This window comes from Candidatus Poriferisodalis sp. (assembly GCF_965237655.1).
In the GTDB taxonomy this organism is placed as follows: domain Bacteria; phylum Actinomycetota; class Acidimicrobiia; order Acidimicrobiales; family Poriferisodalaceae; genus Poriferisodalis.
Genome location: NZ_CBDEGB010000002.1, coordinates 1,775,748 through 1,801,240, shown reverse-complemented (window position 1 = coordinate 1,801,240; position 25,493 = coordinate 1,775,748). Strand labels below are relative to the sequence as shown.

Here is a 25,493-nt window from a genome sequence, read left to right as displayed (position 1 = left end):
CGGGTCGTTCTACGCTGCGCCAGGTGAGTCAGCCTTCCGACAGCGTCCCCGTCTTCACACCAGACGACGACGGCTTCCACGCGCACCTGCGGGGCGACGACTGGTGGTTCACCGAGACGGCGTGGTTCTCGTTCCATCACCGCGAACGAGCCCTCGGGGGATGGCTCTACACCTTGGCGCGCCACAACATCGGCACGATCTCGGGCGGGGCGTGGGTGTGGGACGACACGGCGCACCTGCCGTGGGAAGTCCCCTACAGCTCCAATCTCACGGCTCTGCGGCTGCCGCCCGAGTTCGACCTGCGAGATGCGACGCTGCCCAACGGCGTGAGCGTTCGCGTCGAGACTCCCACGATGGCGTACCGGCTCGGCTACGACGACCCGGGCCGATTCACGGCCGACCTGCGCTTCGACGCAGTGCTGCCGCCGCGGCCGCTGTCGGCCTCGGGCTCGACGTTCAGCCATTCGGCGCACTTCGATCAGATCGGCCGTGTCGCCGGCACGATTGAGCTGGCCGGTGAGCTGATTGACATTGACTGCTGGTCGATGCGCGACCGCACATGGGGCCGCAGGCCGGAGAACCGCCCCCGTCAGGCTGCCTACGTCACCGGCGCCGGTGATGACGGCTCGGGCTTCCTGGCAGTCACAAGTACCCGCGAAGCGCTCGACCGGGTTGCGTACGGGTTCATTCAGCACGGCGATGCACAGGCCGGCCTCGTTGACGGCGAACGCACCGTCCGTCGCAGCTCCGATGGCTGGATTTCCGAGATTCGCATCGACGCCGTCGACGCCGCCGGCGAACGGTTCGGGGCGACCGGCAGCCCGGTCAGCCGGATCATCATCAACCGCCACAGCTTCGTCGACATCAACAGCCTCGTCCGTTGGGAGGTCGACGGCGTGGGCACCTGGTGGGGCGAGGATCAGGACATGTGGCCGGTTCACCGGTTCTCTGCGGCCAAGCGCAGCGGAGACTGGTCGAACCCTCAGTCCAGACCATGAGCTTCGACGACCACCAACTGCTGTCACGGCTCGCAGACACGTTGCGCTCCCAGATCGCGCCAGCCGTCGACGACGAATTCGCCCGAACTCAGGCGTTCATGGCGTCGGTGATCCTGCAACGACTGGCGAAGCAGGCCCGATTCGAGGACGAACATCACACTGCCGAGATCGCCGATGTCGCAGCGCTGGCAGATCAACTCGATGCCGTGTTCGCGACAGGCGGCAGCGCGACCGATGTCCCCGCTGCTGTTACGGACGCTGTCGCTCGCATGCGGGTGCAAGCGTCGATATCCGCCGCGTCGGAGGTCATCGACGCCCTGTACCGGTGGGATCCCTCCCATCCCCTCGCTGCAGCGGCGCTGGCCGCCACCCGGCACGCGCTGCGGCGCGACATCGATCGTCGCATGGACATCGCGCAATGAGCGCCGTGGGGGAGCACATCATCCAGCCCGACGCCCGCAACCTGACCGGTGTTCTCGGTGACTACCTGCGTGATCGCCTCGGCGCCAGCGGCCTCGTCGACATCGGCAGCCCCGAACGCATCGCTGTCGGCTGGTCGCACGAAACATGGCTGTTCGACGCTGTCTGGTCCGACGGCGCCGACGAGCGACGCCAAGGCATGTGCCTGCGTCGCGACCCTGGCAATGCGCTGCTGCGAGAGGAATCCGATCTTGGAGAGCAGTTCCGGGTGCTGCGATGCCTTGAGGACACGGACGTTCCTGCACCGCGGGCCTTCTGGTACGAACCCGATCCCGCAGTCCTCGGCGCTCCCGCCATCTTCATGGAACGAGTCGTCGGCGAGTGCCCGAGCCCGTGGCGCCGGGCGGGCCGCGAGTACTACGCCGCGGCGGCCGGGCGCGGCGTGCTGCCGGCGAGCTTCACCGATGCCCTGGCGGCGGTGCACAACGTCGACTGGCAGGCGGCAGGTCTCGAATTCCTCGGGGTCCCGGGGGAGGGCAACGATTTCGCTCTGCGCGAGATCGCCAAGTGGCAGGCGCTCATCGACGATTCCGGACATCCGGGCCATCCGATCCTCGCCGACTTGATCGGCTGGCTGAAGCACAACGCGCCGACGACCGAGCAGCTCACGCTCGTGCACGGTGCGTACCGGACCGGCAATGTCCTGATCCACGACGACCAGGTGTCGGCGATTCTCGACTGGGAGCTGCAGGTCATCGGCGACCCCATGTACGACGTGGCCTACATGCTGACCGAGCTCAATCGGGAGGGCACCGACCTGCTCTCGAATGTCGTGCCCCGGGAACTGTTCTTCGAGCGCTACCAGCAGGCCACCGGTATCGAGATCGACCCCGAGCGCTGCGCCTACTACCAGCTCCTCTACGCCATGCGCTCAGCGGCGTTCTGGATGAGCGCTGCGGGTCTGTACGCCGACGGCTCGAACAACGATCTGCGCCTGGCGCGCACCCACTGGTCAGTCACCGTGGCGCTCGAACGTGCGGCGACCGAGCTGGGCTACTAGGAGACTCGTGGGACCCGCTGGCCCAGCCGCGCCGGTTTGACACGAACGATCCGGCTGAATGTGTCTCAGACAGCGAACGCGTCGATCATGGCCTCGACGTCGCCCAGGGGGTACAGGATCGGGCAGGTGGCACCGTTGGCCAAGTAGCCGTCGACGGCCTCGCGAGCCTCCGCAGGCGTGCCCGAGGCAGTGAGCATCTGGACGATGTCGTCGGGAACGAGTTGTGACGCTGCTTCGACTTGTTCGGCCGTGGCTGGCCACGTCAGTACCTTGCCGACTTCTTCGAGCAGCGATTCGGGTACGCCCGAGGCCTTCATGATGTGGGGCTGCTGGCCCAGGTACTGGGTGACCATGTTGCGTGCCATGTCGAGCGCCGTCGCGCGGTCTTCGTGCACCGAGCACACCACCAGCTGGGGGCGGTCGAGATCGTCGACGCTGCGGCCGGCTGATTCGGCGCCGCGTTCGAGCGCCTCCATGGCACGGCTGTTGTAGTCAGGCGAGACCAGGTAGTTCAGCACGACGCCGTCGGCGATCTCGCCGCACAGCTCCATCATCTTCATGCCTGTGGCACCGATGTAGATCGGCACGTCTTTGGGCCGCCGCTCCTGGTACACGTAGTCGAGTTCGACGTCGTCGAGCTGGACGTGATCGCCGTGAAAGCTGACGTTCTCGTTGGCGAGCAATGCCCGCACCACGGTGGTGACCTCTCGCATCGCGCCAAGCGGGCGGGCCCTGCTGATGCCGACCTTCGCGGCGAGCGGGTCCCACCATGCGCCGAGACCGCAGATGATGCGACCCGGCGCGAGGTCGTCGAGCGTGGAGAACATCGACGCCAGCCGTGCGGCGTTGCGCGACCAGATGTCGATGACGCCTGCTCCCACCTTGATACGGGAGGTCGTCGCAGCGAACGCAGCCATCGGCACGCTGGCCTCGCGCACCAGCCGAGAGTCGGCCTGCCACACGGCCTCGAAACCGCGTTCCTCGGCGTACTGCGCAAAGCCCATTGCCTCACCGATCGGGTGGGCGTCTTGCAGGTACAGCGCAACGCGTGTTGAAGTCATCGGTTCACCGCCATCGATCCGGGCCGTCCAATGCGCCCCGCTGCGGAAGTCCCCGCGGACGTCAGGCGCTGTCCGCGGAACATAGCCTCAGATCCCGATGGTCTTCTGCACCTCCACGGGCACCCCTTCCGGCGCCGCCGGTCCATTTCCCGCCAGCTATGCCGCCCAGCTGTCCACCGAGGTCACCGACGCCGGTGGCCGAGCCCACATTGTCGAGCGGTTCCGGGAACAAGGCATCCGGCTGCCCACGTTCGCCGAACTCGCCGATCCTTCCCTCATTGACCCTGACATCGACACAGCGCTCGCCGACGTCGACCCAGACCTTGCGGATCCGCTGAACCTGTTCCGGGTCCACTGGTTCAACGACGGCGCCGGGGGGCGCACCGACGTGCCTGAGCATGTCGTGCTGCCGAGCGAGCTGACCGGCACGCCTGCTCAGGTTGTCGTGCTGTTCGGCAACCGGTTCCCGATGATCGGTGCCCACAAGGTGCTGGCTGCGTATTCCTGCCTCGCGCCGAGGGTCACCTCGGGGCAGTTCGATCCGATCACGCACCGGGCGGTGTGGCCATCGACGGGCAACTACGCCCGCGGCGGCGTGGCCATCAGCCGGATCATGGCGTGCCGCGGCGTTGCGGTGTTGCCAGAGAACATGAGCCGTGAACGGTTCGACTGGCTGGCCGACTGGGTCGCCGACCCTGCCGACGTGATTCGCACGCCCGGCTCGGAGAGCAACGTTAAAGAGATCTACGACGCGTGCGCCATGCTCGCAGCGGATCCGGCGAACTTCATCTTGAACCAGTTCAGTGAGTTCTCGAATCACATCGGCCATTACGAGGTGACGGGAGCGGCGCTGCTTGTTGTGTTTGAACACCTGCGCCAGAAGGCGCCCGCAGGCTCCGAGCCGAGTTTGGCCGCGTTCGTGGCCGCCAGCGGCTCGGCAGGCACGCTCGGCGCTGGCGACCGGCTCAAGGACGAACACGGCGCCCAGATCGTGGCGGTCGAGGCGCTTGAGTGCCCAACGATGCTCTACAACGGCTACGGCGAGCACAACATCCAGGGCATCGGCGACAAGCACATACCGCTCATCCACAACGTCACCAACACCGACGTCATCGTCGGCGTCAGCGACCGGGCAACCGACGGGCTCGGGCTGGTGTTCAACACCGAGGCCGGCCGTGACGCCCTGCGCGAGCACCTAGGGGCAGCATCGTGGGTGCTCGACGAACTGGGACACTTCGGCTACTCGTCGATCTGCAACGTGCTCGCCGCGGCCCGCGCCGCCAACGAGCTGGGCCTCGGATCAGACGACGTGGTCATGACCGTGGCCACTGACGGCTTCGAGATGTATTACTCCGAACGGGACCGCCATGTTGCGGAACGCCATGCGGGCAGCTTCGATGCGGGCGCTGCCCGCAGCATCCTCGAGCAGCATCTGGCGCCCGACGCTCGCAGCGAGCACGCGCCTCACATCGAGGTGCTGACGGACCGGGGCCGCGACCGCATCTTCAACCTCGGCTACTACACCTGGGTCGAGCAGCAGGGCGTCCCGCTGGAGGACTTCGAGGCCCGCCGTGACCAGGCGTTCTGGGATTCGCTGCGAGGCCTGCCCGGGCTGTGGGACGAGATGATCGACGAGCTCAACGACGAGGTTGCCGCTACCTTTGTGTAGGCACCGCAGCGCAATGTCCGCCAATGTGCCGGGACTCGCACTTTCCTCGCCTCGTTGATATCTCTGGCGTTCGCCGGGACTGGCGGCAGCAGCGCTTGTAGCATTCGCCGTGTGAGCACGATGGAAGTTCATCGGCTCGGGGACCGCACCGACGGAGGCTGGCGATGCCGGTGAGAGTGCGTGTGCAGCGGGCGCCGGCTGATCCGCTGCCCGTCTATCGACGAGTGCGCGCCGCCGATCTGCCCGCGGCGATGGCGGGCGGGGGTCCACGCGAACACGTGCCGCTCACGTTCTTTGCGCGCGAATGGGCGGCGTGGCACGACGAGCGAGTCGACATGATCCGCGAAGCGCCGCAGGGCTGCGATGAGGACGACCTGTGCCGCATCGCCGCTGTCGTCCACACCCTGTGCGATCGCGATGGCATTGCGGCGCCTCGAACCGTCACGTGACGTGAGCGAGCTGCCCGTCCACAGCGAGCTCTTCCACCCTCAAACGCGAAGAGCCAGACTTCGAGGTCCGTAGCGATCAGTCCTTCTGGGATTCACTGCGAGGCTTGCCCCGGCTGTGGGCCCCGGCTGTGGGACGAGATGATCGACGAACTCAACGACGAGGTCGCCGCCACGTTCGTGTGAGCGACGCAGCGTTCATGTATGGCCTCGTTGCGCCGGCTTGAGGTCGCGGCGGGTGCATGCAATTTATATGAAAGTATGATTTGCGCATGAAATCACTGCAGATTCGCAACGTTCCTGAGGAACTGCATAGACGTCTCAAATCCCGTGCTGCGCTCGAAGGTCAGTCGTTGTCGGAATTTGCGATTCGGGAACTGCAGCGCGTTCTCGAACGTCCAACTCGCCAAGAACTAGCGGAACAAGTCGCGAGACTTGACCGTGCGACAGTTTCCGAGACCGCTGCACAGGCGGTACGCGCGGTTCGCGATTCGCAGTGATCGTCGTCGACTCGTCCGCCGCGGTCGAGTGGCTCCTGGGCCTGCCGCTCGCAGAAGCGGTCGCCGAGCGCATTGTCTCAGCGGATTCAGTGCACGCTCCGGCTCTGATCGATGTCGAGGTAGCGCATGTCCTGCGCCGTTACGCGGCGCTCGGGGAGATCGATCCCGACCGCGGCGAAAGGGCGCTGCGAGCGCTCGCCGATCTCGACGCCGTGCGCTACACCCACGAGGCACTGCTGCCGCTGATCTGGAAACTGCGACACAACCTCACGGCCTATGACGCGACATTCGTCGCGCTCGCCGCAGCTCTCGACGCGCCGCTGATCACTCTTGATGCCGCTGTCGCACACGCACCCTGGCCTCATCAAACGATTGAACCGGTCCGTATCGAGGTCCTCAGATGAACCCGAAGATGCCTCACCTGTCGGCCCGTCACCGAGACGGCCTCCGCTCCAGATCACGGCGCTGAAACGTGTATGTGAGGCCGTTCGGCACCTTACCGATGAGAGAATGAACCCATGAGCGCTGACGCACCGCGCATTGATGCCGAGGGCTGATGGGCCGCCTTGATGAACTGGCTCAGAAGCAACGAGGCATGGACATCACCGAGACTGCCGTCGAGCTCGCTGCCGGTTATGAAGGCCTCGAAATGCCCCTTGCGTGAGCGGCGCCTGGTTGCGCAGGAGACGAGCGTTCGAACTCGAACACCGAATTCAATACGCTGAATCAGGCGACTTGAAAAACCTACATCAATCGACCTGATTTTGATGCATTGAGGGTGTGGAAAGTGATACACCACTTGAGCATCTCCTTCTGCGGACGATTCGCGGGCGCTACCTGCCGCGTATTGCAGACCGGCTGGTCCACCAGGCGCTGCAGGTGGCTATGCCTACGAACGCCCCGACGGCGTGGCGGTAGTTCCGCTCACTGCGATGAGAGAATGACGCCATGAGCGGATCGAGTAGGGCGGCACCGCGGATCGACGGCGAGCGCCTCATGGGCCGTTTGGGCGAGCTGGCTCAGATCGGTGCCATCGAGGGAACGCAGGGCAACTGCCGGCTGGCGCTTACCGACGAGGACCGCGCGGGTCGCGACCTGGTCGGCACCTGGATGGCCGACCTGGGGCTGGACATCACCGTTGACGGCCTCGGCAACGTCGTGGCATGCACGGAGCCGGGCCGGGTTGCCGACTCGGTGATGATGGGCAGTCACGTCGACACGGTTGCCACCGGCGGGCGCTACGACGGGAATCTCGGCGTGCTCGCAGGCCTCGAAGTGATCGAGTCGGTGCTGGCGAGCGGTCGGAAGCCGTCCCGCCCCCTGTCGGTGGCGTACTTCACCGACGAGGAAGGCAGCCGGTTCGCCCCTGACATGCTGGGCAGCCTGGCCTACGTGGGCGGTATAGCTCTCGAAGAAGCGCTGGAGATCACTGATCGGGAGGGCATGTCGGTCGGCGACGAGCTGGACCGCATCGGCTATCGCGGATCGGCGCCGGTGCCTGGGACCGTGCCGTATGCCTATATGGAACTGCACATCGAGCAGGGGCCAGTACTCGAGTTTCACGGGGTCCAGATCGGCGTCGTGGAAGGCGTGCAGGGCATTTCCTGGACTGAGATCACGCTGCGCGGGCAGTCCAACCACGCCGGCACCACGCCGATGCCGCTGCGCCGTGATGCGGGGCTGGCCGCGTGTCGCATTGCCGGCGAGGTGCGCGAGATGGCGCACAACATCGGCGACTCGCAGGTCGGCACCGTGGGGTCGATCTCGCTCGTGCCGAACCTGGTGAACGTCATTGCGGGCTTGGCCACGATGACGGTGGATCTCCGCAACACTTCCGAAGGCATGCTGCAGCACGCCGAGGCACGTCTTGACGAGATCGTGGCCCGCATCGCCGACGGCGAGCATCTCGAAGCCGCCATGCGGCGCACGGCACGGTTCGAGCCGGTCGACTTCCATCCGGCCGTCATCGACCTCGTCGAGCGATGCGCCTCCGAAGTGAGCCTGACGCGCCGTCGCATGCCGTCGGGTGCAGGCCACGACGCCCAGATGCTGGCGCGTGTCTGCCCGACGGGGATGATCTTCGTGCCGAGCTTCGACGGCGTCAGTCACAACCCGGCTGAGCACACGGCGCCCGAGGACATCGAGGCCGGCGCGAACCTGCTGGCCGATGTGGTGTGGCGCCTGGCCAACGGCGACATCGACGAGATGCTCTCGGGTGGAGCAGACGCCGCGAGCGATGGGATGGCTCGATGAGGCCGCTCACGGTCGGCGCCGCGCAGCTCGGGCCGATCGCCCGCTACGAGACCCGTGCCAGCGTGGTGAAGCGCCTGATCGCGCTGCTGCGCCAAGGCGCCGAGCGGGGCTGCGATGTCGTGGTGTTTCCCGAACTGGCGCTCACCACCTTCTTCCCCCGCTGGTTCTTTCCTGACGACTCGCCCGAGCTGCTGTCGTACTTCGAGACCGAGATGCCATCGGCGGACACCCAGCCGCTGTTCGACGAGGCCAAGCGCTTGGGCATCGGCTTCCACCTGGGCTACGCCGAGCTGACACCTGACGGGCAGCGCTACAACACCGCGATCCTCGTCGAGCGAGACGGCACCCTCGTCGCCAAGTACCGCAAGGTGCACATTCCAGGACACGAAGAGCACGAGCCCCAACGCCCGTTCCAGCATCTCGAACGCCGCTACTTCGAAGAGTCCGCCGAGGGATTCAATGTGTGGCGGGCATTCGGCGGCGTCATGGGCATCGCCCTGTGCAACGACCGGCGCTGGCCGGAGACCTACCGCGTGATGGGCCTCCAGGGCGTCGAGATGATCTTCATCGGCTACAACACGCCGCTGCACTACGCGCCCGATCCCATCCAAGACCCGCTGCAGGCCTTCCACAATCACCTCGTGATGCAGGCAGGCGCTTACCAGAACGGGACCTGGGTGGTCGGGGTCGCCAAGGGCGGCACCGAGGAGGGCGTGGAGTCGCTGGCGCACTCGGCAGTTATTGCGCCGTCGGGCCAGATCGTGGCCCAGGCCGTCACCGATGGTGACGAGTTGATCACCGCACGCTGCGACTTGGACTGGTGCTCGCAGTACAAGGACACGGTGTTCGACTTCGATCGCTACCGGCGGCCTGAGACGTACAAGTTGATCGGCGAACGCAAGGGAGCCATCCCGCCGCCTTGAGCGGTGGTGTGAATGACCGCGCGGCGGTGCGACAATAGCTAGCGGGGAAGGGACAGATAATCCCTAGGTCCCGGAGAAAGGTTGCCGATGACGACCGAGTTCGTGTTGAACGGCTCGCCGGTCACGGTCGCAAGCGACCATGAGCATCTGCTTGCGGCACTGCGAGATGAGCTGGGAATCATCTCGCCCAAGGACGGGTGCGCCCCGTCGGGCCAATGCGGCTGCTGCACGGTGCTGGTCGACGGAAGGGCACGGGTGGCCTGCCAGACCAGCCTGGAGCGCTCAGCCGGCACCGAGATCACCACCGTCGAGGGTTTCGACGATGCCGAGGTGGACGCCATGGCGGACACCTTCGCGGCACATGGCGCTTTGCAGTGCGGATTCTGCACCCCCGGCATCGTGGTGCGGCTGAAGGCCCTGCTCGACCGCAAGGGCTCCGCGCTGACTCGCGAAGAAGCCAGCCGCCACCTAGGCGGTCACCTGTGCCGTTGCACCGGCTACACCAAGATCCTCGACGCAGTGGAATCGCTGGCGGCAGGGGAGGTGCCGGTGGCGCTGCCGCCCAAGGGCGTCGGCAGCTCCGGCGTTCGCTACGAGGCTCGCGAGCTGACGCTGGGCAGCCGTCCGTATATCGACGACATGGTGATCGACTCGTCGATCACCGGTGTGACAGGCCCGTACGGCATGCTGCACGGCGCGCTGCGGTTTGCTGACCATGCCCGTGCCGATGTGCTGTCGATCGACTCCAGCGCAGCGGAAGCAGTGCCCGGGGTGCGGGCCGTGTTCACCGCCGCCGACATTCCCGGCGTGCTGCGGGTGGGCCTCATCCACAAGGACTGGCCGGTGATGATCCCGGTGGGCGGGCGCACGTCCTACCTCGGCGACGTACTCGCCACTGTCGTGGCCGACAATCGGCCCGCTGCCCGGCGCGCCGCAGAGCTGATCGATGTGGCCTACGACGTCCTCGAACCCATGACCGATCCGGTACGGGTGAAGGACAGCGACATCGACGCCGTGTGGGAGCTCGACGGCAACGTGCTGTCGCGCTCGACCTACGCCCGCGGCGACGTCGACGCCGCGCTGGCTGCGTCGGCGCACACCGTGACCGAGACCTTCCAGACCCAGCGCATCGAGCACGCCTACCTCGAACCCGAGTCGACCCTTGCCGTTCCCACCCCTGCCAACGGGGTCCCCGCCGGACTGCACGTGTACACCGGCGGGCAGGGCATCTGGGACGACCGCAACGACATCGCCGCGGTGCTGGCACTGGACCCGTCGGTGGTCACCACAGAGCTGGTCTCCAACGGCGGGGCGTTCGGTGGCAAGGAGGACATGTCGAACCAGGCACACGCGGCGCTCGCGGCGTGGCTGACCGGTCGCCCGGTACGGATCACACTGTCGCGTGAGGAATCGCTGCTCATGCACCCGAAGCGGCACCCGATCCGCATGACCTATGAGGTCGGCTGCGACGCCGACGGCAAGCTCACTGCGGTGCGGGCGCGAATGTTCGGCGACTCGGGCCCGTATGCCTCGGTCGGCATGAAGGTGCTGGAACGGTCGGCAGGACACGCCACCGGGCCGTACCTGGTGCCGGCGGTAGATGTCGAGTCCGTCGCAGTGCGCACCAACAACCCTGTGTGCGGCGCATTCCGGGGCTTCGGCGCAAACCAGGCACAGTTCGCCATGGAAGGCGTGATGGACCGGCTGGCCGAAGCCCTGGGCATCAGCGGCTTCGAGATGCGTCAGCGCAACGTGGTCGTGCCCGGGGGAGTGTGGGGACCGGGCCAGATCATGGACGACGGCTGTCTGGGCGCCCAGGCCTGCCTGGACGCTGTGCGCAAGCCCTACGAGGCGGCCCGTGCTGCCGGAAAGCCCGTCGGGATCGGGCTGGGGCTCAAGAACTCCGGACTCGGGAACGGCTTCAAGGAGATCGCCAAGGCTGTAGTGCGTTTCTGCGCTGACGGCACCCTCGAAGTCCGACACTGTTGGACTGAAATGGGCCAGGGCGTGCACACCGTTGCGCTACAGGTCGCCGTGGAGGAACTCGGCGTCGATCCGGAGGCCGTGCGAGTAATCGTGGACTCCACCCGCGAGCTTGGTGCCGGTCAGACCACCGGCAGCCGGGGCACGCTCATGGGCGCTGGGTCCGTGGCCGACGCCTGCCGCGCCGCGCTGGCCGACGGCTGCCGGCCCGAAGTGGACTACGAGGGCGAGTACCGGGTGGACTGGACTAACTCGCTGTCGGAAGGCTTGGAGAACCCGGTCATCCACTCCACGTTCGGGTACGCCGCCCAAGTCGTCATCCTCGATCCCGAGTCCGGCAAGGTGGAGCGGGTCATCGCCGCGCACGATGTCGGCCGAGCCGTGAATCCCGTGATGTGCGAGGGCCAGATCGAGGGCAGCGTGCACATGGGGCTCGGCTATGCGCTGAGCGAGGGCTTCCCTGCTGACGCCGACGGGCGACCGCTCAATTCAACGCTTCGCAGCCTCGCGATCATCCGGCCCAAGGACATGCCCGATGTCGACGTCATCCTGGTCGAGTCGCCCCAGCCCGGCGCTCCCTACGGCATCAAAGGCGTCGGCGAGATCGGGCTCGTGCCGACGGCGGGTGCCGTCGCAGCGGCTGTCCGGGAGTACGAAGGCGTGTGGCACAACGAGCTGCCGATGCGCAACCCGTCAAACCGCGAACGCGCAGACGCCTGGGTCTGAACCGTTTTCCCTACGAGCTTCACGCAGTCGTAGGAGTGTGGCTGTGGCCAGCGAGATGCTGGCCACAGCCACACTCATGGGTTCACAAATGCAGTTGCTGCCGCCTACTGCTCTTCGAGTTCGCCGGGCATGTTGTAGCTGTGTATCCGGCCCTTGTGGTGATCGAGCACCCACATGGTCGTGCCGTCGGACCAGATTCCCTTCGGGCTGTTGTTGCCAGCATCGCTCAGACCATCGAAGTCGAGGTGGGCTTGTCGCTCACGCGTATCGAGGTCGTAGGCGTACAGCTTCTTGTCCATCGTGTCGACCACCCACATGGTCGTACCGTCGGACCACAGTCCGGCAGGGTGGCAGTTGTCAGATGCCCGGGGATCGAGACTCCAGATGGAGCAGAGCGTCGTGAGCTCTTTGCTCGTGTCCATTTCGCCGGTGGCCAAGTCGTAGGCAAAGATCTTGATGTTGTTCTTTGGATCGGACACCCACATTGTGGTGCCGTCGGACCACAGGCCATTGGCATTGTGATTGCCCGTATCCGCCAGCGTGGTGATGTCCTTGGATGAGTCGTGGGCGCCGGTGGCCAGGTCGTAGGCGAATAGCGCTCCGCTGAGATCGGTCACCCACATGGTGGTGCCGTCGGACCACATGGCTCGAGGCATGCGGTTGCCCTCAGCGAGTCCGTCTATGTCCGACAGCACGGCCCATCCGAACGCTTCGGTGGAAGCCCGAGCGACAACGACGGTGTAGGTCTTGTTGACCGTGGTGTCGAAGGACTCCACGACGACAGTGATGGTGTTGAGGCCTTCGTTCAAGGCGACTTGGTGTCCCTCGGCGCCGGCGTCGGCATCATCGGGGGAGATGGTCACCGTCGCACCCGTGTCGCTGCGCTGCGCAGTAACGGTGGTGGTTGCCACAGAGCAGGCCACGCCTGCGGTGTAGTGGGCGGTGGCGGAATCGAACGTGCCGATGTCCACGTCACTGAGGGCGAGAGCGCTCAACGTGGCGTCATTGCGGATGACGGCCAGGTTGGATCTGGTGACGACCACGGTGTAGGTCTGGGTGTGCGAACCGCGGGTCACCGTGACGGTGATGGTGTTCTCGCCGGCCACCAGACTGATTTGAGCACCGTCAGTGCTCGTGTCTTCGTCGGCAGGCTAGATGGAGACCTCAGCGTCTGAGTACAGCGCGCTTGCGGTCACGGTGGTCATGGCAGTGGTGCTGGGCGCGCGCACCGCGTAGTCAGTGTCCGACGGGTCAAAGGCCTCCGACGCCGGGTCGAAGGTCCGGGGGTCGACGCCGTCGAGCTCCAGCGACTTCAGGTGGGTGCGGCCGGGCATCGTGTAGGCGTAAAGCTTGTCGTCCACTCGATCAATCACCCACATCGTGGTGCCATCCGACCAAAGACCGTCGGGCGCGTTGTTGCCGGCACCGCTGAACGTGTTGAAATCCAGATGGGCGAGCCGGGTGCCGGTGCTCAGCTCGTAGGCGTAGACCTTGTTGTCATCTTCGTCGGACACCCACATGGTGGCGCCGTCAGACCAGATTCCCCTCGGGTATGTCCCGCTGACATCGATGTCTTGCACGGAGTTCCGGCCGAAGGAATCGCTGAGCGAGGCACCCGCCTGGTCATCGGCGCATAGAGCGCGGCGGCAAGGGTCAGAACGATGGCAGCGCGAATAGAACGGCTTCTCGTGCGGGGGATGAGGCGGTTGTAGCGTTCAGAGGTCATGGGCTTTACTCCAAGAGGAATTCAGCCTGCTGCAGGAGGGCCTGCTGCAGGCCACCACAGCTCGCTGCCGCACGGCATCACACCGGCGACCCGAACTGATAGCTGATCGGCTGAGATACGAATGATATCTCATGAAATCATGTGTTAGAGGCAATTACTCAGCACAAACACACTCTCTCTGAACGCCGATATCGACGAGGCGCTGCGAACTGCGGGGGTGCTGGCGATGCGCAACCCGTCGAACCGCGAGCGTGCCGACGCCGGGGTCTGAGCCTGGACGCTGAAGCAGTCAGGCAGACAAAGGGTCCGCTAGTCCCGGTTCAAACCCTCGGCTGGATGGTCCTGTGTCGCCGTTTGCTGCCCAGCGACACTCAGAAGTGTGAAATATAGCCAGATACCATGAAACAAGTTTTGCCAATCCGTGAGCAATGCCTATGGTCCGAGACCGATTGCGTTGACTCACCAGAGGATTTGGCACATGTCCGAAGAAGATCGATCTCGCCTCTACGCTTGGCTTTGTGAGCAGATTGACGAGCCACTTGCCGAGTACCTCATGACGTGCTTGGCCCCTGCTCCGCTATCGGACCTCGCCACCAAATCCGACTTGCAGCATTTCGTCACTAAGGACGAGCTGGCTGGCCAACTCGACAAGCTCAGGGATTGGATCGACGCCAAGTTCGACCGCCTGATGGACCAGCGCGAAGCCGATCGCGCCGCAGCGGCGGGCTGGCGCGAAGCCGATCGCGCCGCAGTGATGAGCTGGCGCGAGGCCGATCGCGCTGAGATTGCGGCGCAGCGGCAAGCTGATCGCACCGAGGCGAAGCACCAATTCCGATGGATAGTCGGGATTGGCGCATCGATCTTCGTGGCGATCGTGACACCGATGGTGATTTCGCTCTTCTCGGGCTGACCCGAACCCCATCTCGCAGCGGCCACCGAAGGCCTGGAACTCGCAGGAGGCCCAGCACCGTCGACGTGCTTCGATCAGTCGTTGCGCGAGCCTGACCCCGAGCGGTGCCACTCTGCGGCCCGCGTGATCGAAGTGGCAGAGTTCACGCCATGACGTCACCCGGTTCAGTCACCTTCGGCCTGCTGCTGCCCTCGCGGGAGTTTGGGATGTACCCGCCTCACGACGGGGACCCTCGCCGGCTCGTCGACCTTGCCGTCCGGGCCGAACAGGCCGGTTTCGACGCTGCATGGATCGGAGATTCGCTGCTGGCCAAACCGCGTGCGGAACCACTCTCGGTCCTCGCGGCTGCAGCGCTGGTCACCGAGCGCATCGACCTCGGTACGGCGGTACTGCTGGCGGCGATGCGACCTGCTGCGCAGCTTGCTCAGCAAGCCGCCACGATCGACGCGCTGTCGGGGGGTCGGCTGATCCTCGGTGTGGGCGCAGGGCCCGGACTGCCCCAGGTCCGGGACGACTTCGATCTCGTCGGTGCTGAATTCGACCGCAGGGGTGGCCGGATGATGCAGGTGGTGCACGACGCCCGCAAACTGTGGCAAGCAACAGACACGCCGGCAGACCTGCGACTGCAGCCAGTGTGTGCAACCGAGGGCGGTCCCCGGATGTGGCTGGGGGGCTCAGGCCCGCGAGGCCTCGAACGTGCTGGCCGGCACTTCGACGGTTGGTTTCCCACCGCTCCTGTGGTCGACAACTTCGCAGGTCAGCTCGCGACGGTGCGAGCCGCTGCCGCCGACGCGGGCCGTGACCCCGCGGCGATCACCGCTGCGGCGTACCTGACGGTCAACATTGGCGAGCCCGCCACCGCAGCAGCCGAAGTGGCCGAGCATTCGATGCTCTACTACGGCGTCGAGATAGCGGTGCTGGAGAAGATCATGGGCACCAAATCCGGTACCGCTGCAGAAGTCGGCATCTGGCTTCAGAGCTACATCGATGCCGGCTGCGAGCACCTGTGCATCCGTCTGGCATCGCCTGACGTCGACACCCAGCTCGACCGCCTCCTAGAGCTGCTGCCCCAACTGCGCACCTGATCAACCTGATCGGATCAACCCGACCTGAACAAATCCGGACGTCAGGGCGGCTCAGCCGGCTCCGGGGCTGAGGTTACGCTCGCAGCCGTGAATGAGGGCGGCGCGACGACGCCGGGACTGGTGTGCTCTCACCACCACTTGTACTCAGCGCTGGCGAGAGGCATGCCTGCCCCGCCGCGCACCCCAGGCGGCTTCGCAGAGATCCTGGAGTTGGTGTGGTGGCGTCTCGACCGCGCGATCGACCTCGAGATGCTGGAGTGGTCGGCGAAGCTCGGAGCACTCGAAGCACTTGAATCGGGCTGCACGGCCATCGTCGATCATCACGAGTCGCCCAACGCCATCGAAGGCTCGCTCGACGTGATCGCGGCGGCGTGCGCCGAAATCGGCGTGCGGGCCAGCTGCTGCTACGGCGTCACTGACCGTCACGGTGCGGACGGGGCTCGGCGCGGCCTGGCAGAGAACGAGCGCTACCTCGCAGCAGGCGGTCGGGGGTATGTGGGCGTCCACGCGGCGTTCACCTGCACCGATGACACCTTGGAAGCAGCCGCAGATCTGGCCCGCCGGCACGATGTCGGCGTGCACATCCATGTCGCAGAAGGGCCGCCCGACGCCGACGCTGCGCAGCGGCTGGCGGGCCTGAGCGACGAGCGTTGGCTGCTCATCCACGGAGTTCATCTGCCGACCGATCACGGCCTCGAAGGCACCATCGTGCACAACCCTCGCTCGAACATGAACAACGCCGTCGGCTACGCCAATCCGGCCCGGTTCGCTGCCACGAACCCCATAGCGCTGGGCACTGACGGCATCGGCGCCGACATGCTCGACGAGTTCCGAGTCGCCTATGTGCGTTTGCGGGAACACGACGTGACCGCTGGGCCAGACACACCGTGGGAATGGCTCGCGAACGGCTGGAACCTGATGCCCGAGGCGCTTGAGGACTCAGTGCGCTGGTCGTACCCGAGCGCCGACCCATGGCATCTCGCCTACACGCCTGGTGTCGGGGCCCTCAACGTCACGATCGACGGCGAGCAGGTGCTCTCAGCCGGGGTCGCCACCCGTGTCGACCCGACGGAGGTACGCACCAAAGCCGCCGAGCAAGCCCAGCGGCTCTTCACCGCACTCGACGAACTCGACTGAGGAGGCCGACGATGGCTGCACTGGTGATCCGCAACCCCCTGTTCGACGGGCGGGACTGGCCCGCCGCACCGCCCGAAGTGCGGACATTTCACCGTCGGCTGCCGGCGTATGCCCCGACGCTTGTGATCGACGCACCCCGGCTGGCCGAAAGCCTCGGCGTCGGACGGGTGCTCGTGAAGGCGGAGACCCAGCGCATGGGTTTGCCGTCGTTCAAGATCCTTGGCGCGTCGTGGGCGTCGTACCGTGCCATCTGCGAGCACCTCGGCAGCGAGCCACCGCAGTGGGCGAACATCAATGCGCTGGCAGCCAGCTTGGCTCACCTTCGGCCGATGACCCTGGTGGCCGCCACCGACGGCAACCACGGACGGGCGGTTGCCTTCATGGCCCGGCTGCTGGGCTTCGACGCGCACATCCTGGTTCCCGACGGCACGTCAGAGGCTCGCATCGCCGCCATCGGGGACGAGAGCGCGACGGTGACCGTGGTGGACGGCACCTACGACGATGCGATCACCCAGAGCGCCGAGATGGCCGGCGAACGCTGCCTAGTCGTGTCGGACACCTCGTGGCCGGGCTATGAGACCATCCCCGCCAACGTCGCCGAGGGCTATACGACGATCTTCGCCGAGGTGGACGATGCGCTCGCCGCCAACGGGATCGCCCAACCCGATCTCGTCGCAGTCCCCGTGGGAGTCGGCGCCTTCATGGCCGCTGCAGTCACCCATTACCGCAGCGGCGAGCACCGCCCGGTGCTGGTATCGGTGGAGCCCGACGATGCGAATTGCGTGCAGGCCTCGACGATGGCAGGCGAGATCACCGAGACGCCGGGTCCGCACCGCTCGATCATGGTCGGGTTGAACTGCGGGGTGCCCTCACCGCTGGCATGGCCGATGCTGGCCAGCGGCGTCGACTGGTGCGTCTCGGTGGACAGCGACGCCGCTGGCCAGGCCATGGTCGACCTGGCCGGTTCGCAGGTGGTAGCGGGCGAGACCGGCAGCGCATCGCTGGCGGGCCTGCGAGCCCTGCTGGCCGATGAGCAGGGTCGGAGCGCGCTTGACGACCCGCAGAACGCCACGGTGCTCGTCATGGTCACCGAAGGCGCCACCGACCCGGCCAACTACGAACGCATCGTCGGCCGGCCCCACACCGAGGTCGGCCGGGTCCTCACCGCCGTACGGTGAGGACGATCAGGCACAGTCTCACCGCCGTACGGTGAGGACGATCAGGCACAGTTTGACCGCAGTACGTTGAGCGCCGACCAAGCGCTGGCCAACAGGGGGAGACTCGCCATGCCGCTCGACCAACAGAATTACCAAGCAATGCTCATCGACAAGCGGGACAACGGTGTCGCTGTCGTCACGCTGAATCGTCCTGAGCGACTCAATGCGGTCAACGGGCAGATGCACCACGAAATGGCGACATTCACTCGAGAAGCGCAGACCGACGACGACGTGAAGGTTGTCGTGCTCGCCGGCTCAGGCCGTGCCTTCTGCGCCGGCGGGGACTTCAGTGATGCCGGCGGACCGGCGGTCAGCTTTGAGGAGGGGCGCCAGATCGTCGACCATCTCCTTGAGCTGCGCAAGCCGATCATCTCGGCCGTGCAGGGCTATGCCATGGGCCTCGGTGCCAACATCGCGCTCCTGTGCGACGTGGTGGTGGCGGGGCACAGCTCGGTGTTCGCGGACACCCACGTCAACATGGGCATCGGCGCCGGCGATGGGGGACAGGTCATTTGGCCGCTGCTGATGGGTGTGAACCGGGCCAAATGGCATCTTATGACCGGCGAACGAGTCACCGGTCAGATGCTCTACGACATGGGGCTCGTTAATTTCTTGGTGGACGACGACGCAATTGGGGACACGGCGCTCGAGAAGGCGGCGCAGCTCGCCGCTGGGCCCCAGAAAGCCATCAGCGCCTCCAAGGTGCCGATCAACAACTGGATCCGGCAGATGTCGGCCCAGATCCTGCCGCTGTCGCTCAGCCTGGAAGGCGAGACCTTCCACAGCAGTGACGCTCGAGAGGCCCAGCGGGCGTTCGTGGAAAAGCGCCCTCCGAAGTTCGAGTAGTCACTAGCAGGGATGCAGAAGGCGAGAGGGGCATGGCGCTGACATCTCCAACGACCGGCGACGACGGCGCGCCCCCTGAATTTGCTGCTGGCCGGTTAGCTCGCTTGCTACGGCCGTTTGTGGGCATCGCAGTGCCTGCCGTCGCGACGATCGCGGCGCTCATCGTGGGCGCCGTCATGCTGCTTGTATTCGGTGCCAACCCGCTTTTCGCCTACGGCAAGCTGATCACCGGCGCGTTCGGCAGCGCCGACAACCTCGCAGACACCGCGGTGCGGGCCATGCCGCTTGCCCTGGTCGGCGTGGGGATCTGCATCGCATTCCGCACTGACGTCATCAACATCGGAGGCGAGGGACAGATCATCCTGGGTGCCATCGCGGCTACGGCCACGTCGATGGCATTTGACGATCTGCCCCGGGTGCTGCTGGTGCCGCTGGTGATCATCGCGGGAGCGCTCGGCGGCGGGTTCTGGGGAGCGATTCCCGGCGCACTCAAAGCGTACGCAGGCGTCAACGAGATTCTCTCGACGATCATGATGAACATCGTCGCTGCGCACCTGCTGAGCTTCTTGCTGCAGGACCTGCTCATCGAACCCGGTGCGATCAAGATCCAGCAGACGCGCCGCCTCAGCGCCAATGCCGACCTGCCGCTGCTGCCTGGAGGCACCCGGCTGCACATCGGCGTGTTGGTTGCGGTGCTGGTAGCGGTGTTGGGCTACCTGCTGCTGTTCCGCAGCGCACTCGGCATGCGGTTGCGATCCGTGGGCCACAACCCTGATGCCTCCCAGTACGCGGGCATGGCCGTCAAGCGCAGCGTCACGCAAGCACTCGCCTTCAGCGGAGCCTGCTGCGGCATCGCCGGAGCAGTGCTCGTGTTCGGCAGCGAATCGCACCGTTTGATCGGCGAGGGCGGCGCCGCAGCGTTCACGCAGAACGCCGGCTTCAACGGCATCGTGGCGGCACTGTTCGGCGGGCTGCACCCGCTCTTCACCGTGCCCGCGTCATTCCTCTTCGGCGGGATGCTCACCGGCGGGAACGACCTGCAACGCGCGGTGCAGGTACCCGCCGCACTGGTGGTGGCGTTGAATGGCGTGGTGGTGGTGTTCGTAGTAGGCAGCCTGCGATTGCGCGACCGGCTCAGGACCTGGGCAGGCGAGGTCAAGAGCTACGGGGGCAGGGCGTGAGCGACTTCTTCACCGTGGGCGTGCTCGTGGCCACGCTGGCCTCAGGAATCCGGCTGGCGACACCGTTCCTGCTCGCAGCGCTGGGCGAGACGATCGGCCAGCGCGCCGGGGTGCTGAACCTGGGCGTGGAAGGCGTGATGCTGATCGGCGCGTACGCCGCCTACATCACCGCGCTGCGCACCGGGAGCGCGCTGGCCGGCGTTGTCGCAGCGCTGGCGGCCGGTGCGGCAATGGGACTGGTGTACGCCTTCATCACCGTGGTGATGCATGCCACCCAGGGCATCAGCGGTATCGGCATCTTCCTGTTCGGACTGGGCTTCACCGACTTGCTGTTCCGCAAGCAGGTGGGCACACCGGTGCCCATCGACGGGCTGGGCTCTGTGCAGATTCCCGGCCTCTCGGGTCTGCCGGTGGTCGGGGAGATGCTGTTCCAGCACAGCGTGCTGACCTATGTGGCGTTCGCGCTCGTTCCCGTCGTCTGGTTCGCGATGAATCAGACGACGTTCGGCCTGAACGTCCGCGCCGTGGGCGAGACACCTGAGGCGGCCGACACGCTCGGTGTGCGGGTCAACGTCGTACGCACCCAGGCAATCATCATCGGCAACGTGATGGCAGGTCTGGCCGGTGGCACGTTGGCCCTCGATGTCGGCATCTTCCAGCAGAACCTCACGTCCGGCCAGGGGTTCATCGCGGTGGCGCTGGTGTACTTCGGGGCCTGGCGATCCAGCGGCGTGATGGCAGGAGCACTGCTGTTCGGCGTCGTGTCATCCACCGTGCTCCAGCTCAAGACCCTCGGCATCATCGTGGGCGCGTCCTCGACGATCGCTGCGATGGCACCGGCGGTCCTGACCATCGTGGTCCTGGTGCTCGTCAGCCGTCGCATAGGCGCACCGGCCGCCTTGACGGTGCCATTCGAACGTGATGGGTAGCAGCGGATCGTCGCTGATCAGGGGCCGAGTGCGGTGATCGGGGCGACCTGCACGCCGTCGGGGCGGCGGTAGGCGGGACCGGTGGGTGTGATCACCAGCAGGCAGGCCAGGCTGCTGCTGCGGTGGCGGGTTGTCTTCGCTGTGAGGCGAAGCAGCGATTTTGCGGCCTTGTCGACGGCTTTGGGGCTGGGGTTGAGTTTGACTTCGGCGGCGATCCATGCGCCGTCGTCGCGCTCGATGACGGCATCGACTTCGAGGCCGGTGTTGTCTCGGTAGTGGAACACCTTGGCGCGCTCGGCTTGGCCGTAGATGCGCAGGTCGCGCACGGCCAGCGACTCGAACAGGCATCCCAGCGCCGCGGGGTCACACAGCAGCCGCTCGGGGGTGGCTCCCAGCATGGCGGCGGCCAGCGAAGGGTCGGCGAAGTGCCGCTTGGCCTCTTTTCTCAGTGTGGACTTGGACTGCAGGCTGACCGCCCAGGCGGGCTGGTCTTCGATGACGTAGATGCGACGCAGGGCGTCGAGGTAGGCGGCGACGGTGTTACGGGCCGGAGGGTGGCCGGTGTCCATGTCGGACGCCAATTTGGTCGCTTTTGCCTCGGTGGCCACGTTGTGGGCGATGGACGCCATGAGCCGCTGCACCATGACTGGGCTGTGGCGCACCCCGCTGGCAGAGGGGATGTCCACTCGGATGATCTCGTTGGCGAAGTCGCCGACGGACAAGACGGCGTCTTCCTCGCTGTGGCGGAGGTTCTGGGGCCACCCGCCGACGCAGATGGCCGAGGCGATGGCTCGCAGGCCGAGTGCCTCATTGGGCAGGGACGAGACCGTGCCGCCGTCGAACAGCTTCTTCAGCGATGCGGCGCCGGTGGACTGCCCCGTCTCCCACAGTGACATCGGCCGCAGCAGTACCCGGCTGATGCGGCCGGTGCCGGTATGGCGGGTGAGGTCGTCGTGCGGGGTGGCCGAGCCAGTGAGGAGGAACTGGCCGGGCTCTGGGCGGTCGTCGCATTCCCGGCGCACCCGGTTCCACAGGTGCGGAGCGTTCTGCCACTCATCTAGCAATCGAGGGACAGGGCCACGCAGCACCTCTGCGGGATCCGACGACGCCAGCAGCAGCGCCGCCTCATCATCGAGCCGGACCTCGCTGCGGGAGAAGTTCCGCGCCATCCACGTCTTCCCGCATCCCCGGACCCCCTCGATGAGCACGGCCCCACGCCGTCGCAGGGCGCTTTGGATCTCGCGGCCCGCGATGCGGGGCAGATAGCCGGGCATGGTGAGCGTTGCAGATGCCTCACTCATGGCGAACTCCTCCTGCTGCCGCACAACGCGTTCTGGAGAGAAAATATAGCGCGTTCTGTAGACCTGATGTAACGCGTTATAAAGGTAGAGCGCAGGGCGTTCTGGAGATTCGACATAGCGCGTTCTGAAGATGCGGCGCGGCGCGGCGGGGAGGGACGATCGCAAGACTCTGCTGAGGCGCGTGGTTCCAGGGACCGGAAGCCCAATACGGCACGAAGTCTCTGGCCACCGCTTCACAACAGGCAGCGCCAACAGGTGCACCCTCAGTTGACACACGGCTGGAACCCGATGTTGACCGCGTGCGGCATCAAGGGGGCCGAGCTTGACCTAGCATCGCGGGGCAGTCGGAGGCCGCGGTCTGTCGCGGATCGCGCCCGCGGGACGCGACTTCCGGCCGGGACTATCTGGGAGGACCAAATGCTTACACGTACCGCGTCGAAGGACGCACGGAATGGGCGAGAGTGTCGCCGCTTGACGACATTATTGGCGGCACTCGCCGTGCTTGTCCTGCTGGCTGCAGGCTGCACCGGCGCCGATGAGGTCGACGAAGGACCTCTTCGAATCGCGATCGTGGCGCCGAGCGCCAGCAACGACTTGGCGTTCACGCAAAGCATGGTCGACGCGGTCAACGCAATCGGAGCAACCCGCGAGATCGAGATCGCCGTCACCGATGGCACCTTCATCGTGGAGGAGGCGGCTGCGGCGATCCGTGGCTACGCCGAGGACGGCTACCACTTGGTGATCGCGCACGGCAGCCAGTACGGCGGACCGCTTGGGGAGATCGCTCCGGACTTCCCGGACACTTCCTTCGCGTGGGGTACTGCTGCGGACTACATGGGCCACGACAACGTCTTCGCCTACACGGTCCGCTCCGACGAAGGCGGCTACGTGTCCGGAACTGTTGCAGCGCAGATCACCGCATCCGGCGTGATCGGCGTCATCGGCCCGATCCCGGTCGGCGACGCCAAGCTCTACGTCGACGGCTTCGCCGCTGGCGTCGCAGCAACGGACTCCTCGGTGACGACCAACATCGTGTACACCGACTCCTTCAGCGACGTTGCCTTGGCGGCCGAAGCGGCCGAAGCCCACATCTCCAACGATGCCGATGTCCTGACCGGCTCGGCACAGATGGTGGTCGGTGCCACCGGCGTCGCGAAGGAGAAGGGCGTTGCGTGGTTCGGCACGCAGGCCAACCAGACGGCGCTCGGCGAGAGCATCGTGGTCGCCTCGCAGGTGTACCACTGGGAGGTGTTGCTGGCGGACATGATCGACAAGATCTCAGCCGGCACGCTCGGCGGCGAGGTCATGATCGCCACGCTCGCCAATGGCGGCATCGTGATCGAGTTCAACGACGGCTACGGCCTCGATGCCTCGATTCTCGAAGCGGCCCAGGCCGTTGCCGACGGCATCGCCGACGGCTCGATCTCCACGGGCATCGAATAAGCCGCTGCTTCGGGCTGCGGAAGCTTGACGAGGTGCACAAACACGTGACATCCGCCTGTCAATGAACCCGTGGCACAGCAGATGAATCAAACCGACGGCACGACGGCCGCCGGGCTTTCGCCATCAAGCGGGGCCCCGGCGGCGCCGATGCTGGAGATGCGCGGCATCACGAAGCGGTTTCCTGGCGTCATCGCCAACTCCGACGTCGATCTCGTCGTCCAGCCCGGGCACGTGCACACGCTGCTCGGCGAGAACGGTGCCGGAAAGAGCACGCTCGTCAAGATTCTGTACGGGCTGTATCGGCCCGATGAGGGCACGGTGCGGATCCAGGGCGAACAGATTGACGTCACTTCGCCTGCGGACGCCATACGCCACGGCATCGGCATGATTCACCAGCACTTCATGCTGGTGCCGACGCTGACAGTGGCCGAGAACATCGCGCTCGGATTGCATGGGCGTCGCGGACTCACCGAAATGGGTCCGGTGCGCCGCCGGCTCGTTGAAGTCTCCGAGCAGCACGGCCTCGAGATCGATCCCGATGCGTACATCTGGCAGCTTGCGGTCGGCGAGCGCCAGCGGGCCGAGATCCTCAAGGCGTTGTATCGCGAGGCTCGGTTGCTGGTGCTCGACGAGCCCACGGCGGTCCTGACGCCACCCGAGGTCACCGACTTGTTCGCCACGCTGCGTTCGCTCACCAACGAGGGGCGCGGCCTCATCTTCATTTCCCACAAGTTGGCCGAGGTGATGGAGATCTCCGACGAGATCACGGTGCTGCGAGACGGCCGCGTCGTCGGCCGCACGACACCAGCAGAGACGACCCGCGAAGGCCTGGCCTCGATGATGGTGGGCCGGGAGGTGCGGCTGGGCCGCGAGGTGCCGCCCCAGCCGACCGGCGACGACCGCCTGGTCGTGGACAGGCTGCGCGTCCGCGGCGACCGAGGCAACGTCGCCCTCGATGACTTCTCGGTTCGGGTCGGCGGCGGCGAGATCGTCGGCATTGCCGGAGTGTCGGGCAACGGGCAGCGGGAACTGGCTGAGGCGATCTTCGGGCTGCGGCCCGCAGAATCTGGAGCCATCGAGGTCGGCGGTGTGCCGATCGACACGCCGTCGCCGAAGCGGGTGCGGCGTCGGGGTGTGGCGTTCGTGCCCGAGGAGCGCATGCGGCACGGCGCCGTGGGGGAGCTGACCGTCTCGGAGAATCTGATGCTCGTCGAATATGAGCAGCGGCCCTACGTGCGGGCCGGACTCCTGCAGTTCCGCGCCATCGCAGAGCGCTGCCGAGACCTTGTGCAGCGCTTCGCTGTCAAGACGCCGTCGATCGACACGCAGACCTCGCACCTCTCGGGCGGCAACATCCAAAAGGTCGTGATTGCTCGGGAATTTTCCTCCGATGCCGGGGTGCTGATCGTCGCGCAGCCCACCCGAGGCATCGACATCGGCGCGGCCGAGTATGTCCACGAGCGCTTGCTCGCCAAGCGTGCCGCCGGCGCTGCCATCCTGCTCATCAGCGAGGATCTCGATGAGGCCATGCAGCTCTCGGATCGCATCGTCGTGCTGTTCCAAGGGCGAGCCATGTGTGACCTGCCTCGCGCCGAGGCCACCACGGACCGTGTTGGGCTGCTGATGACCGGCGTCAGCGAGGAGGCCCCTGCGCCGGTGTGAGCCCGGCTGCAGAATGC

At 66.0% G+C, this 25,493-nt stretch carries 23 protein-coding genes; 19 read left to right on the top strand and 4 right to left on the bottom strand.

Translation table 11 applies throughout. The features are described 5' to 3' along the window. Positions 1–23: 23 nt before the first annotated feature. From ACPXYO_RS16410 to ACPXYO_RS16400, 3 genes are read left to right on the top strand one after another with little or no spacing between them, the layout of a single operon-like run. Positions 24–998, top strand: a complete 975-nt coding sequence (locus tag ACPXYO_RS16410) for a DUF7065 domain-containing protein (RefSeq protein ID WP_423922834.1) — start codon at positions 24–26, stop codon at positions 996–998. Continuing rightward, positions 995–1,420 carry a hypothetical protein gene (locus tag ACPXYO_RS16405; protein WP_423922831.1) on the top strand — a complete coding sequence of 142 codons (426 nt, stop codon included), beginning with the start codon at positions 995–997 and terminating at the stop codon, positions 1,418–1,420. Before ACPXYO_RS16410 ends, ACPXYO_RS16405 begins: the two co-directional genes overlap by 4 nt. After that, positions 1,417–2,478 carry a phosphotransferase family protein gene (locus tag ACPXYO_RS16400; RefSeq protein ID WP_423922829.1) on the top strand — a complete coding sequence of 354 codons (1,062 nt, stop codon included), beginning with the start codon at positions 1,417–1,419 and terminating at the stop codon, positions 2,476–2,478. The genes ACPXYO_RS16405 and ACPXYO_RS16400 overlap by 4 nt, the downstream gene beginning before the upstream one ends. 65 nt (positions 2,479–2,543) lie before the next feature. Here ACPXYO_RS16400 and ACPXYO_RS16395 read toward each other — a convergent pair whose 3' ends face one another. Continuing rightward, positions 2,544–3,539 (bottom strand): LLM class flavin-dependent oxidoreductase, encoded by a 996-nt coding sequence (locus ACPXYO_RS16395; protein ID WP_423922826.1) that lies wholly within the window; start codon positions 3,537–3,539, stop codon positions 2,544–2,546. A 97-nt stretch (positions 3,540–3,636) separates the two neighbouring features. Here ACPXYO_RS16395 and ACPXYO_RS16390 point away from each other — a divergent pair, with 97 nt between their 5' ends. The 7 genes from ACPXYO_RS16390 to ACPXYO_RS16360 all read left to right on the top strand — a co-directional run bounded on the left by ACPXYO_RS16390 (position 3,637) and on the right by ACPXYO_RS16360 (position 12,039). After that, the gene (locus tag ACPXYO_RS16390; protein WP_423922823.1) at positions 3,637–5,208 is read left to right on the top strand and encodes a pyridoxal-phosphate dependent enzyme; all 1,572 of its coding nucleotides are present in this window, start codon (positions 3,637–3,639) and stop codon (positions 5,206–5,208) included. Between the two features lie 164 nt (positions 5,209–5,372). After that, positions 5,373–5,657, top strand: coding sequence for a hypothetical protein (locus tag ACPXYO_RS16385; RefSeq protein WP_423922820.1), 285 nt, complete (start codon positions 5,373–5,375; stop codon positions 5,655–5,657). A 269-nt stretch (positions 5,658–5,926) separates the two neighbouring features. Beyond that, the gene (locus tag ACPXYO_RS16380; RefSeq protein ID WP_420626685.1) at positions 5,927–6,154 is read left to right on the top strand and encodes a FitA-like ribbon-helix-helix domain-containing protein; all 228 of its coding nucleotides are present in this window, start codon (positions 5,927–5,929) and stop codon (positions 6,152–6,154) included. Further along, entirely contained in the window at positions 6,151–6,558 is a 408-nt protein-coding gene (locus ACPXYO_RS16375; protein WP_423922817.1) for a type II toxin-antitoxin system VapC family toxin, read from the top strand. Before ACPXYO_RS16380 ends, ACPXYO_RS16375 begins: the two co-directional genes overlap by 4 nt. A gap of 544 nt (positions 6,559–7,102) precedes the next feature. Continuing rightward, positions 7,103–8,407, top strand: a complete 1,305-nt coding sequence (locus ACPXYO_RS16370) for a Zn-dependent hydrolase (RefSeq protein WP_423922815.1) — start codon at positions 7,103–7,105, stop codon at positions 8,405–8,407. Continuing rightward, on the top strand, positions 8,404–9,330 hold the full coding sequence (locus ACPXYO_RS16365; protein ID WP_423922812.1) for an N-carbamoyl-D-amino-acid hydrolase: 927 nt from the start codon (positions 8,404–8,406) through the stop codon (positions 9,328–9,330). The genes ACPXYO_RS16370 and ACPXYO_RS16365 overlap by 4 nt, the downstream gene beginning before the upstream one ends. Before the next feature lie 87 nt (positions 9,331–9,417). Further along, positions 9,418–12,039 carry a molybdopterin cofactor-binding domain-containing protein gene (locus ACPXYO_RS16360; RefSeq protein WP_423922810.1) on the top strand — a complete coding sequence of 874 codons (2,622 nt, stop codon included), beginning with the start codon at positions 9,418–9,420 and terminating at the stop codon, positions 12,037–12,039. Between the two features lie 104 nt (positions 12,040–12,143). On the opposite strand, the gene ACPXYO_RS16355 is transcribed toward ACPXYO_RS16360, so the two are convergent. Together ACPXYO_RS16355 and ACPXYO_RS16350 are read right to left on the bottom strand one after the other, a co-directional pair. Continuing rightward, positions 12,144–13,145: a cadherin-like beta sandwich domain-containing protein gene (locus ACPXYO_RS16355; protein ID WP_423922807.1), complete on the bottom strand. Its 1,002-nt coding sequence runs from the start codon at positions 13,143–13,145 to the stop codon at positions 12,144–12,146. Positions 13,146–13,190: 45 nt separating this feature from the next. After that, positions 13,191–13,619: a hypothetical protein gene (locus ACPXYO_RS16350; protein WP_423922804.1), complete on the bottom strand. Its 429-nt coding sequence runs from the start codon at positions 13,617–13,619 to the stop codon at positions 13,191–13,193. 624 nt (positions 13,620–14,243) lie between these two features. Here ACPXYO_RS16350 and ACPXYO_RS16345 point away from each other — a divergent pair. The 7 genes from ACPXYO_RS16345 (at position 14,244) to ACPXYO_RS16315 (ending at position 21,070) form a co-directional block, all read left to right on the top strand. Further along, a complete protein-coding gene (locus tag ACPXYO_RS16345; protein WP_423922801.1) occupies positions 14,244–14,675 on the top strand; it encodes a hypothetical protein in 432 nt (143 codons plus the stop codon). Between the two features lie 149 nt (positions 14,676–14,824). Continuing rightward, positions 14,825–15,760 carry an LLM class flavin-dependent oxidoreductase gene (locus tag ACPXYO_RS16340; protein WP_423922798.1) on the top strand — a complete coding sequence of 312 codons (936 nt, stop codon included), beginning with the start codon at positions 14,825–14,827 and terminating at the stop codon, positions 15,758–15,760. Positions 15,761–15,847: 87 nt separating this feature from the next. Next, complete coding sequence (locus ACPXYO_RS16335; protein WP_423922795.1) at positions 15,848–16,897, top strand: amidohydrolase family protein; 1,050 nt, start codon at positions 15,848–15,850, stop codon at positions 16,895–16,897. A gap of 11 nt (positions 16,898–16,908) precedes the next feature. Continuing rightward, the gene (locus tag ACPXYO_RS16330; RefSeq protein ID WP_423922793.1) at positions 16,909–18,075 is read left to right on the top strand and encodes a diaminopropionate ammonia-lyase; all 1,167 of its coding nucleotides are present in this window, start codon (positions 16,909–16,911) and stop codon (positions 18,073–18,075) included. A 108-nt stretch (positions 18,076–18,183) separates the two neighbouring features. Continuing rightward, the gene (locus ACPXYO_RS16325; RefSeq protein ID WP_423922790.1) at positions 18,184–18,960 is read left to right on the top strand and encodes an enoyl-CoA hydratase/isomerase family protein; all 777 of its coding nucleotides are present in this window, start codon (positions 18,184–18,186) and stop codon (positions 18,958–18,960) included. A 32-nt stretch (positions 18,961–18,992) separates the two neighbouring features. Beyond that, positions 18,993–20,141 (top strand): ABC transporter permease, encoded by a 1,149-nt coding sequence (locus tag ACPXYO_RS16320; protein ID WP_423922787.1) that lies wholly within the window; start codon positions 18,993–18,995, stop codon positions 20,139–20,141. Beyond that, a complete protein-coding gene (locus ACPXYO_RS16315) occupies positions 20,138–21,070 on the top strand; it encodes an ABC transporter permease (RefSeq protein ID WP_423922784.1) in 933 nt (310 codons plus the stop codon). Before ACPXYO_RS16320 ends, ACPXYO_RS16315 begins: the two co-directional genes overlap by 4 nt. Before the next feature lie 17 nt (positions 21,071–21,087). Here the strand turns inward: ACPXYO_RS16315 and ACPXYO_RS16310 are convergent, their stop codons facing one another. Continuing rightward, on the bottom strand, positions 21,088–22,371 hold the full coding sequence (locus tag ACPXYO_RS16310; protein ID WP_423922781.1) for an ATP-binding protein: 1,284 nt from the start codon (positions 22,369–22,371) through the stop codon (positions 21,088–21,090). 471 nt (positions 22,372–22,842) lie between these two features. Between ACPXYO_RS16310 and ACPXYO_RS16305 the strand changes: the two genes are divergently transcribed. Together ACPXYO_RS16305 and ACPXYO_RS16300 are read left to right on the top strand one after the other, a co-directional pair. Beyond that, complete coding sequence (locus ACPXYO_RS16305; RefSeq protein ID WP_423922779.1) at positions 22,843–23,814, top strand: BMP family protein; 972 nt, start codon at positions 22,843–22,845, stop codon at positions 23,812–23,814. An 81-nt stretch (positions 23,815–23,895) separates the two neighbouring features. Beyond that, positions 23,896–25,476: an ABC transporter ATP-binding protein gene (locus tag ACPXYO_RS16300; RefSeq protein ID WP_423922776.1), complete on the top strand. Its 1,581-nt coding sequence runs from the start codon at positions 23,896–23,898 to the stop codon at positions 25,474–25,476. Positions 25,477–25,493: the final 17 nt, after the last annotated feature.

What these genes read in the sequence shown, in the direction of transcription:
- ACPXYO_RS16320 (WP_423922787.1), top strand. Translation starts at nt 18,993, where the DNA reads ATGGCGCTGACATCTCCAACGACCGGCGACGACGGCGCGCCCCCTGAA.
- ACPXYO_RS16395 (WP_423922826.1), bottom strand. Translation starts at nt 3,539, where the DNA reads ATGACTTCAACACGCGTTGCGCTGTACCTGCAAGACGCCCACCCGATC.
- ACPXYO_RS16405 (WP_423922831.1), top strand. Translation starts at nt 995, where the DNA reads ATGAGCTTCGACGACCACCAACTGCTGTCACGGCTCGCAGACACGTTG.
- ACPXYO_RS16310 (WP_423922781.1), bottom strand. Translation starts at nt 22,371, where the DNA reads ATGAGTGAGGCATCTGCAACGCTCACCATGCCCGGCTATCTGCCCCGC.
- ACPXYO_RS16365 (WP_423922812.1), top strand. Translation starts at nt 8,404, where the DNA reads ATGAGGCCGCTCACGGTCGGCGCCGCGCAGCTCGGGCCGATCGCCCGC.
- ACPXYO_RS16345 (WP_423922801.1), top strand. Translation starts at nt 14,244, where the DNA reads ATGTCCGAAGAAGATCGATCTCGCCTCTACGCTTGGCTTTGTGAGCAG.
- ACPXYO_RS16325 (WP_423922790.1), top strand. Translation starts at nt 18,184, where the DNA reads ATGCCGCTCGACCAACAGAATTACCAAGCAATGCTCATCGACAAGCGG.
- ACPXYO_RS16370 (WP_423922815.1), top strand. Translation starts at nt 7,103, where the DNA reads ATGAGCGGATCGAGTAGGGCGGCACCGCGGATCGACGGCGAGCGCCTC.
- ACPXYO_RS16400 (WP_423922829.1), top strand. Translation starts at nt 1,417, where the DNA reads ATGAGCGCCGTGGGGGAGCACATCATCCAGCCCGACGCCCGCAACCTG.
- ACPXYO_RS16380 (WP_420626685.1), top strand. Translation starts at nt 5,927, where the DNA reads ATGAAATCACTGCAGATTCGCAACGTTCCTGAGGAACTGCATAGACGT.
- ACPXYO_RS16390 (WP_423922823.1), top strand. Translation starts at nt 3,637, where the DNA reads ATGGTCTTCTGCACCTCCACGGGCACCCCTTCCGGCGCCGCCGGTCCA.
- ACPXYO_RS16360 (WP_423922810.1), top strand. Translation starts at nt 9,418, where the DNA reads ATGACGACCGAGTTCGTGTTGAACGGCTCGCCGGTCACGGTCGCAAGC.
- ACPXYO_RS16340 (WP_423922798.1), top strand. Translation starts at nt 14,825, where the DNA reads ATGACGTCACCCGGTTCAGTCACCTTCGGCCTGCTGCTGCCCTCGCGG.
- ACPXYO_RS16385 (WP_423922820.1), top strand. Translation starts at nt 5,373, where the DNA reads ATGCCGGTGAGAGTGCGTGTGCAGCGGGCGCCGGCTGATCCGCTGCCC.
- ACPXYO_RS16300 (WP_423922776.1), top strand. Translation starts at nt 23,896, where the DNA reads ATGAATCAAACCGACGGCACGACGGCCGCCGGGCTTTCGCCATCAAGC.
- ACPXYO_RS16330 (WP_423922793.1), top strand. Translation starts at nt 16,909, where the DNA reads ATGGCTGCACTGGTGATCCGCAACCCCCTGTTCGACGGGCGGGACTGG.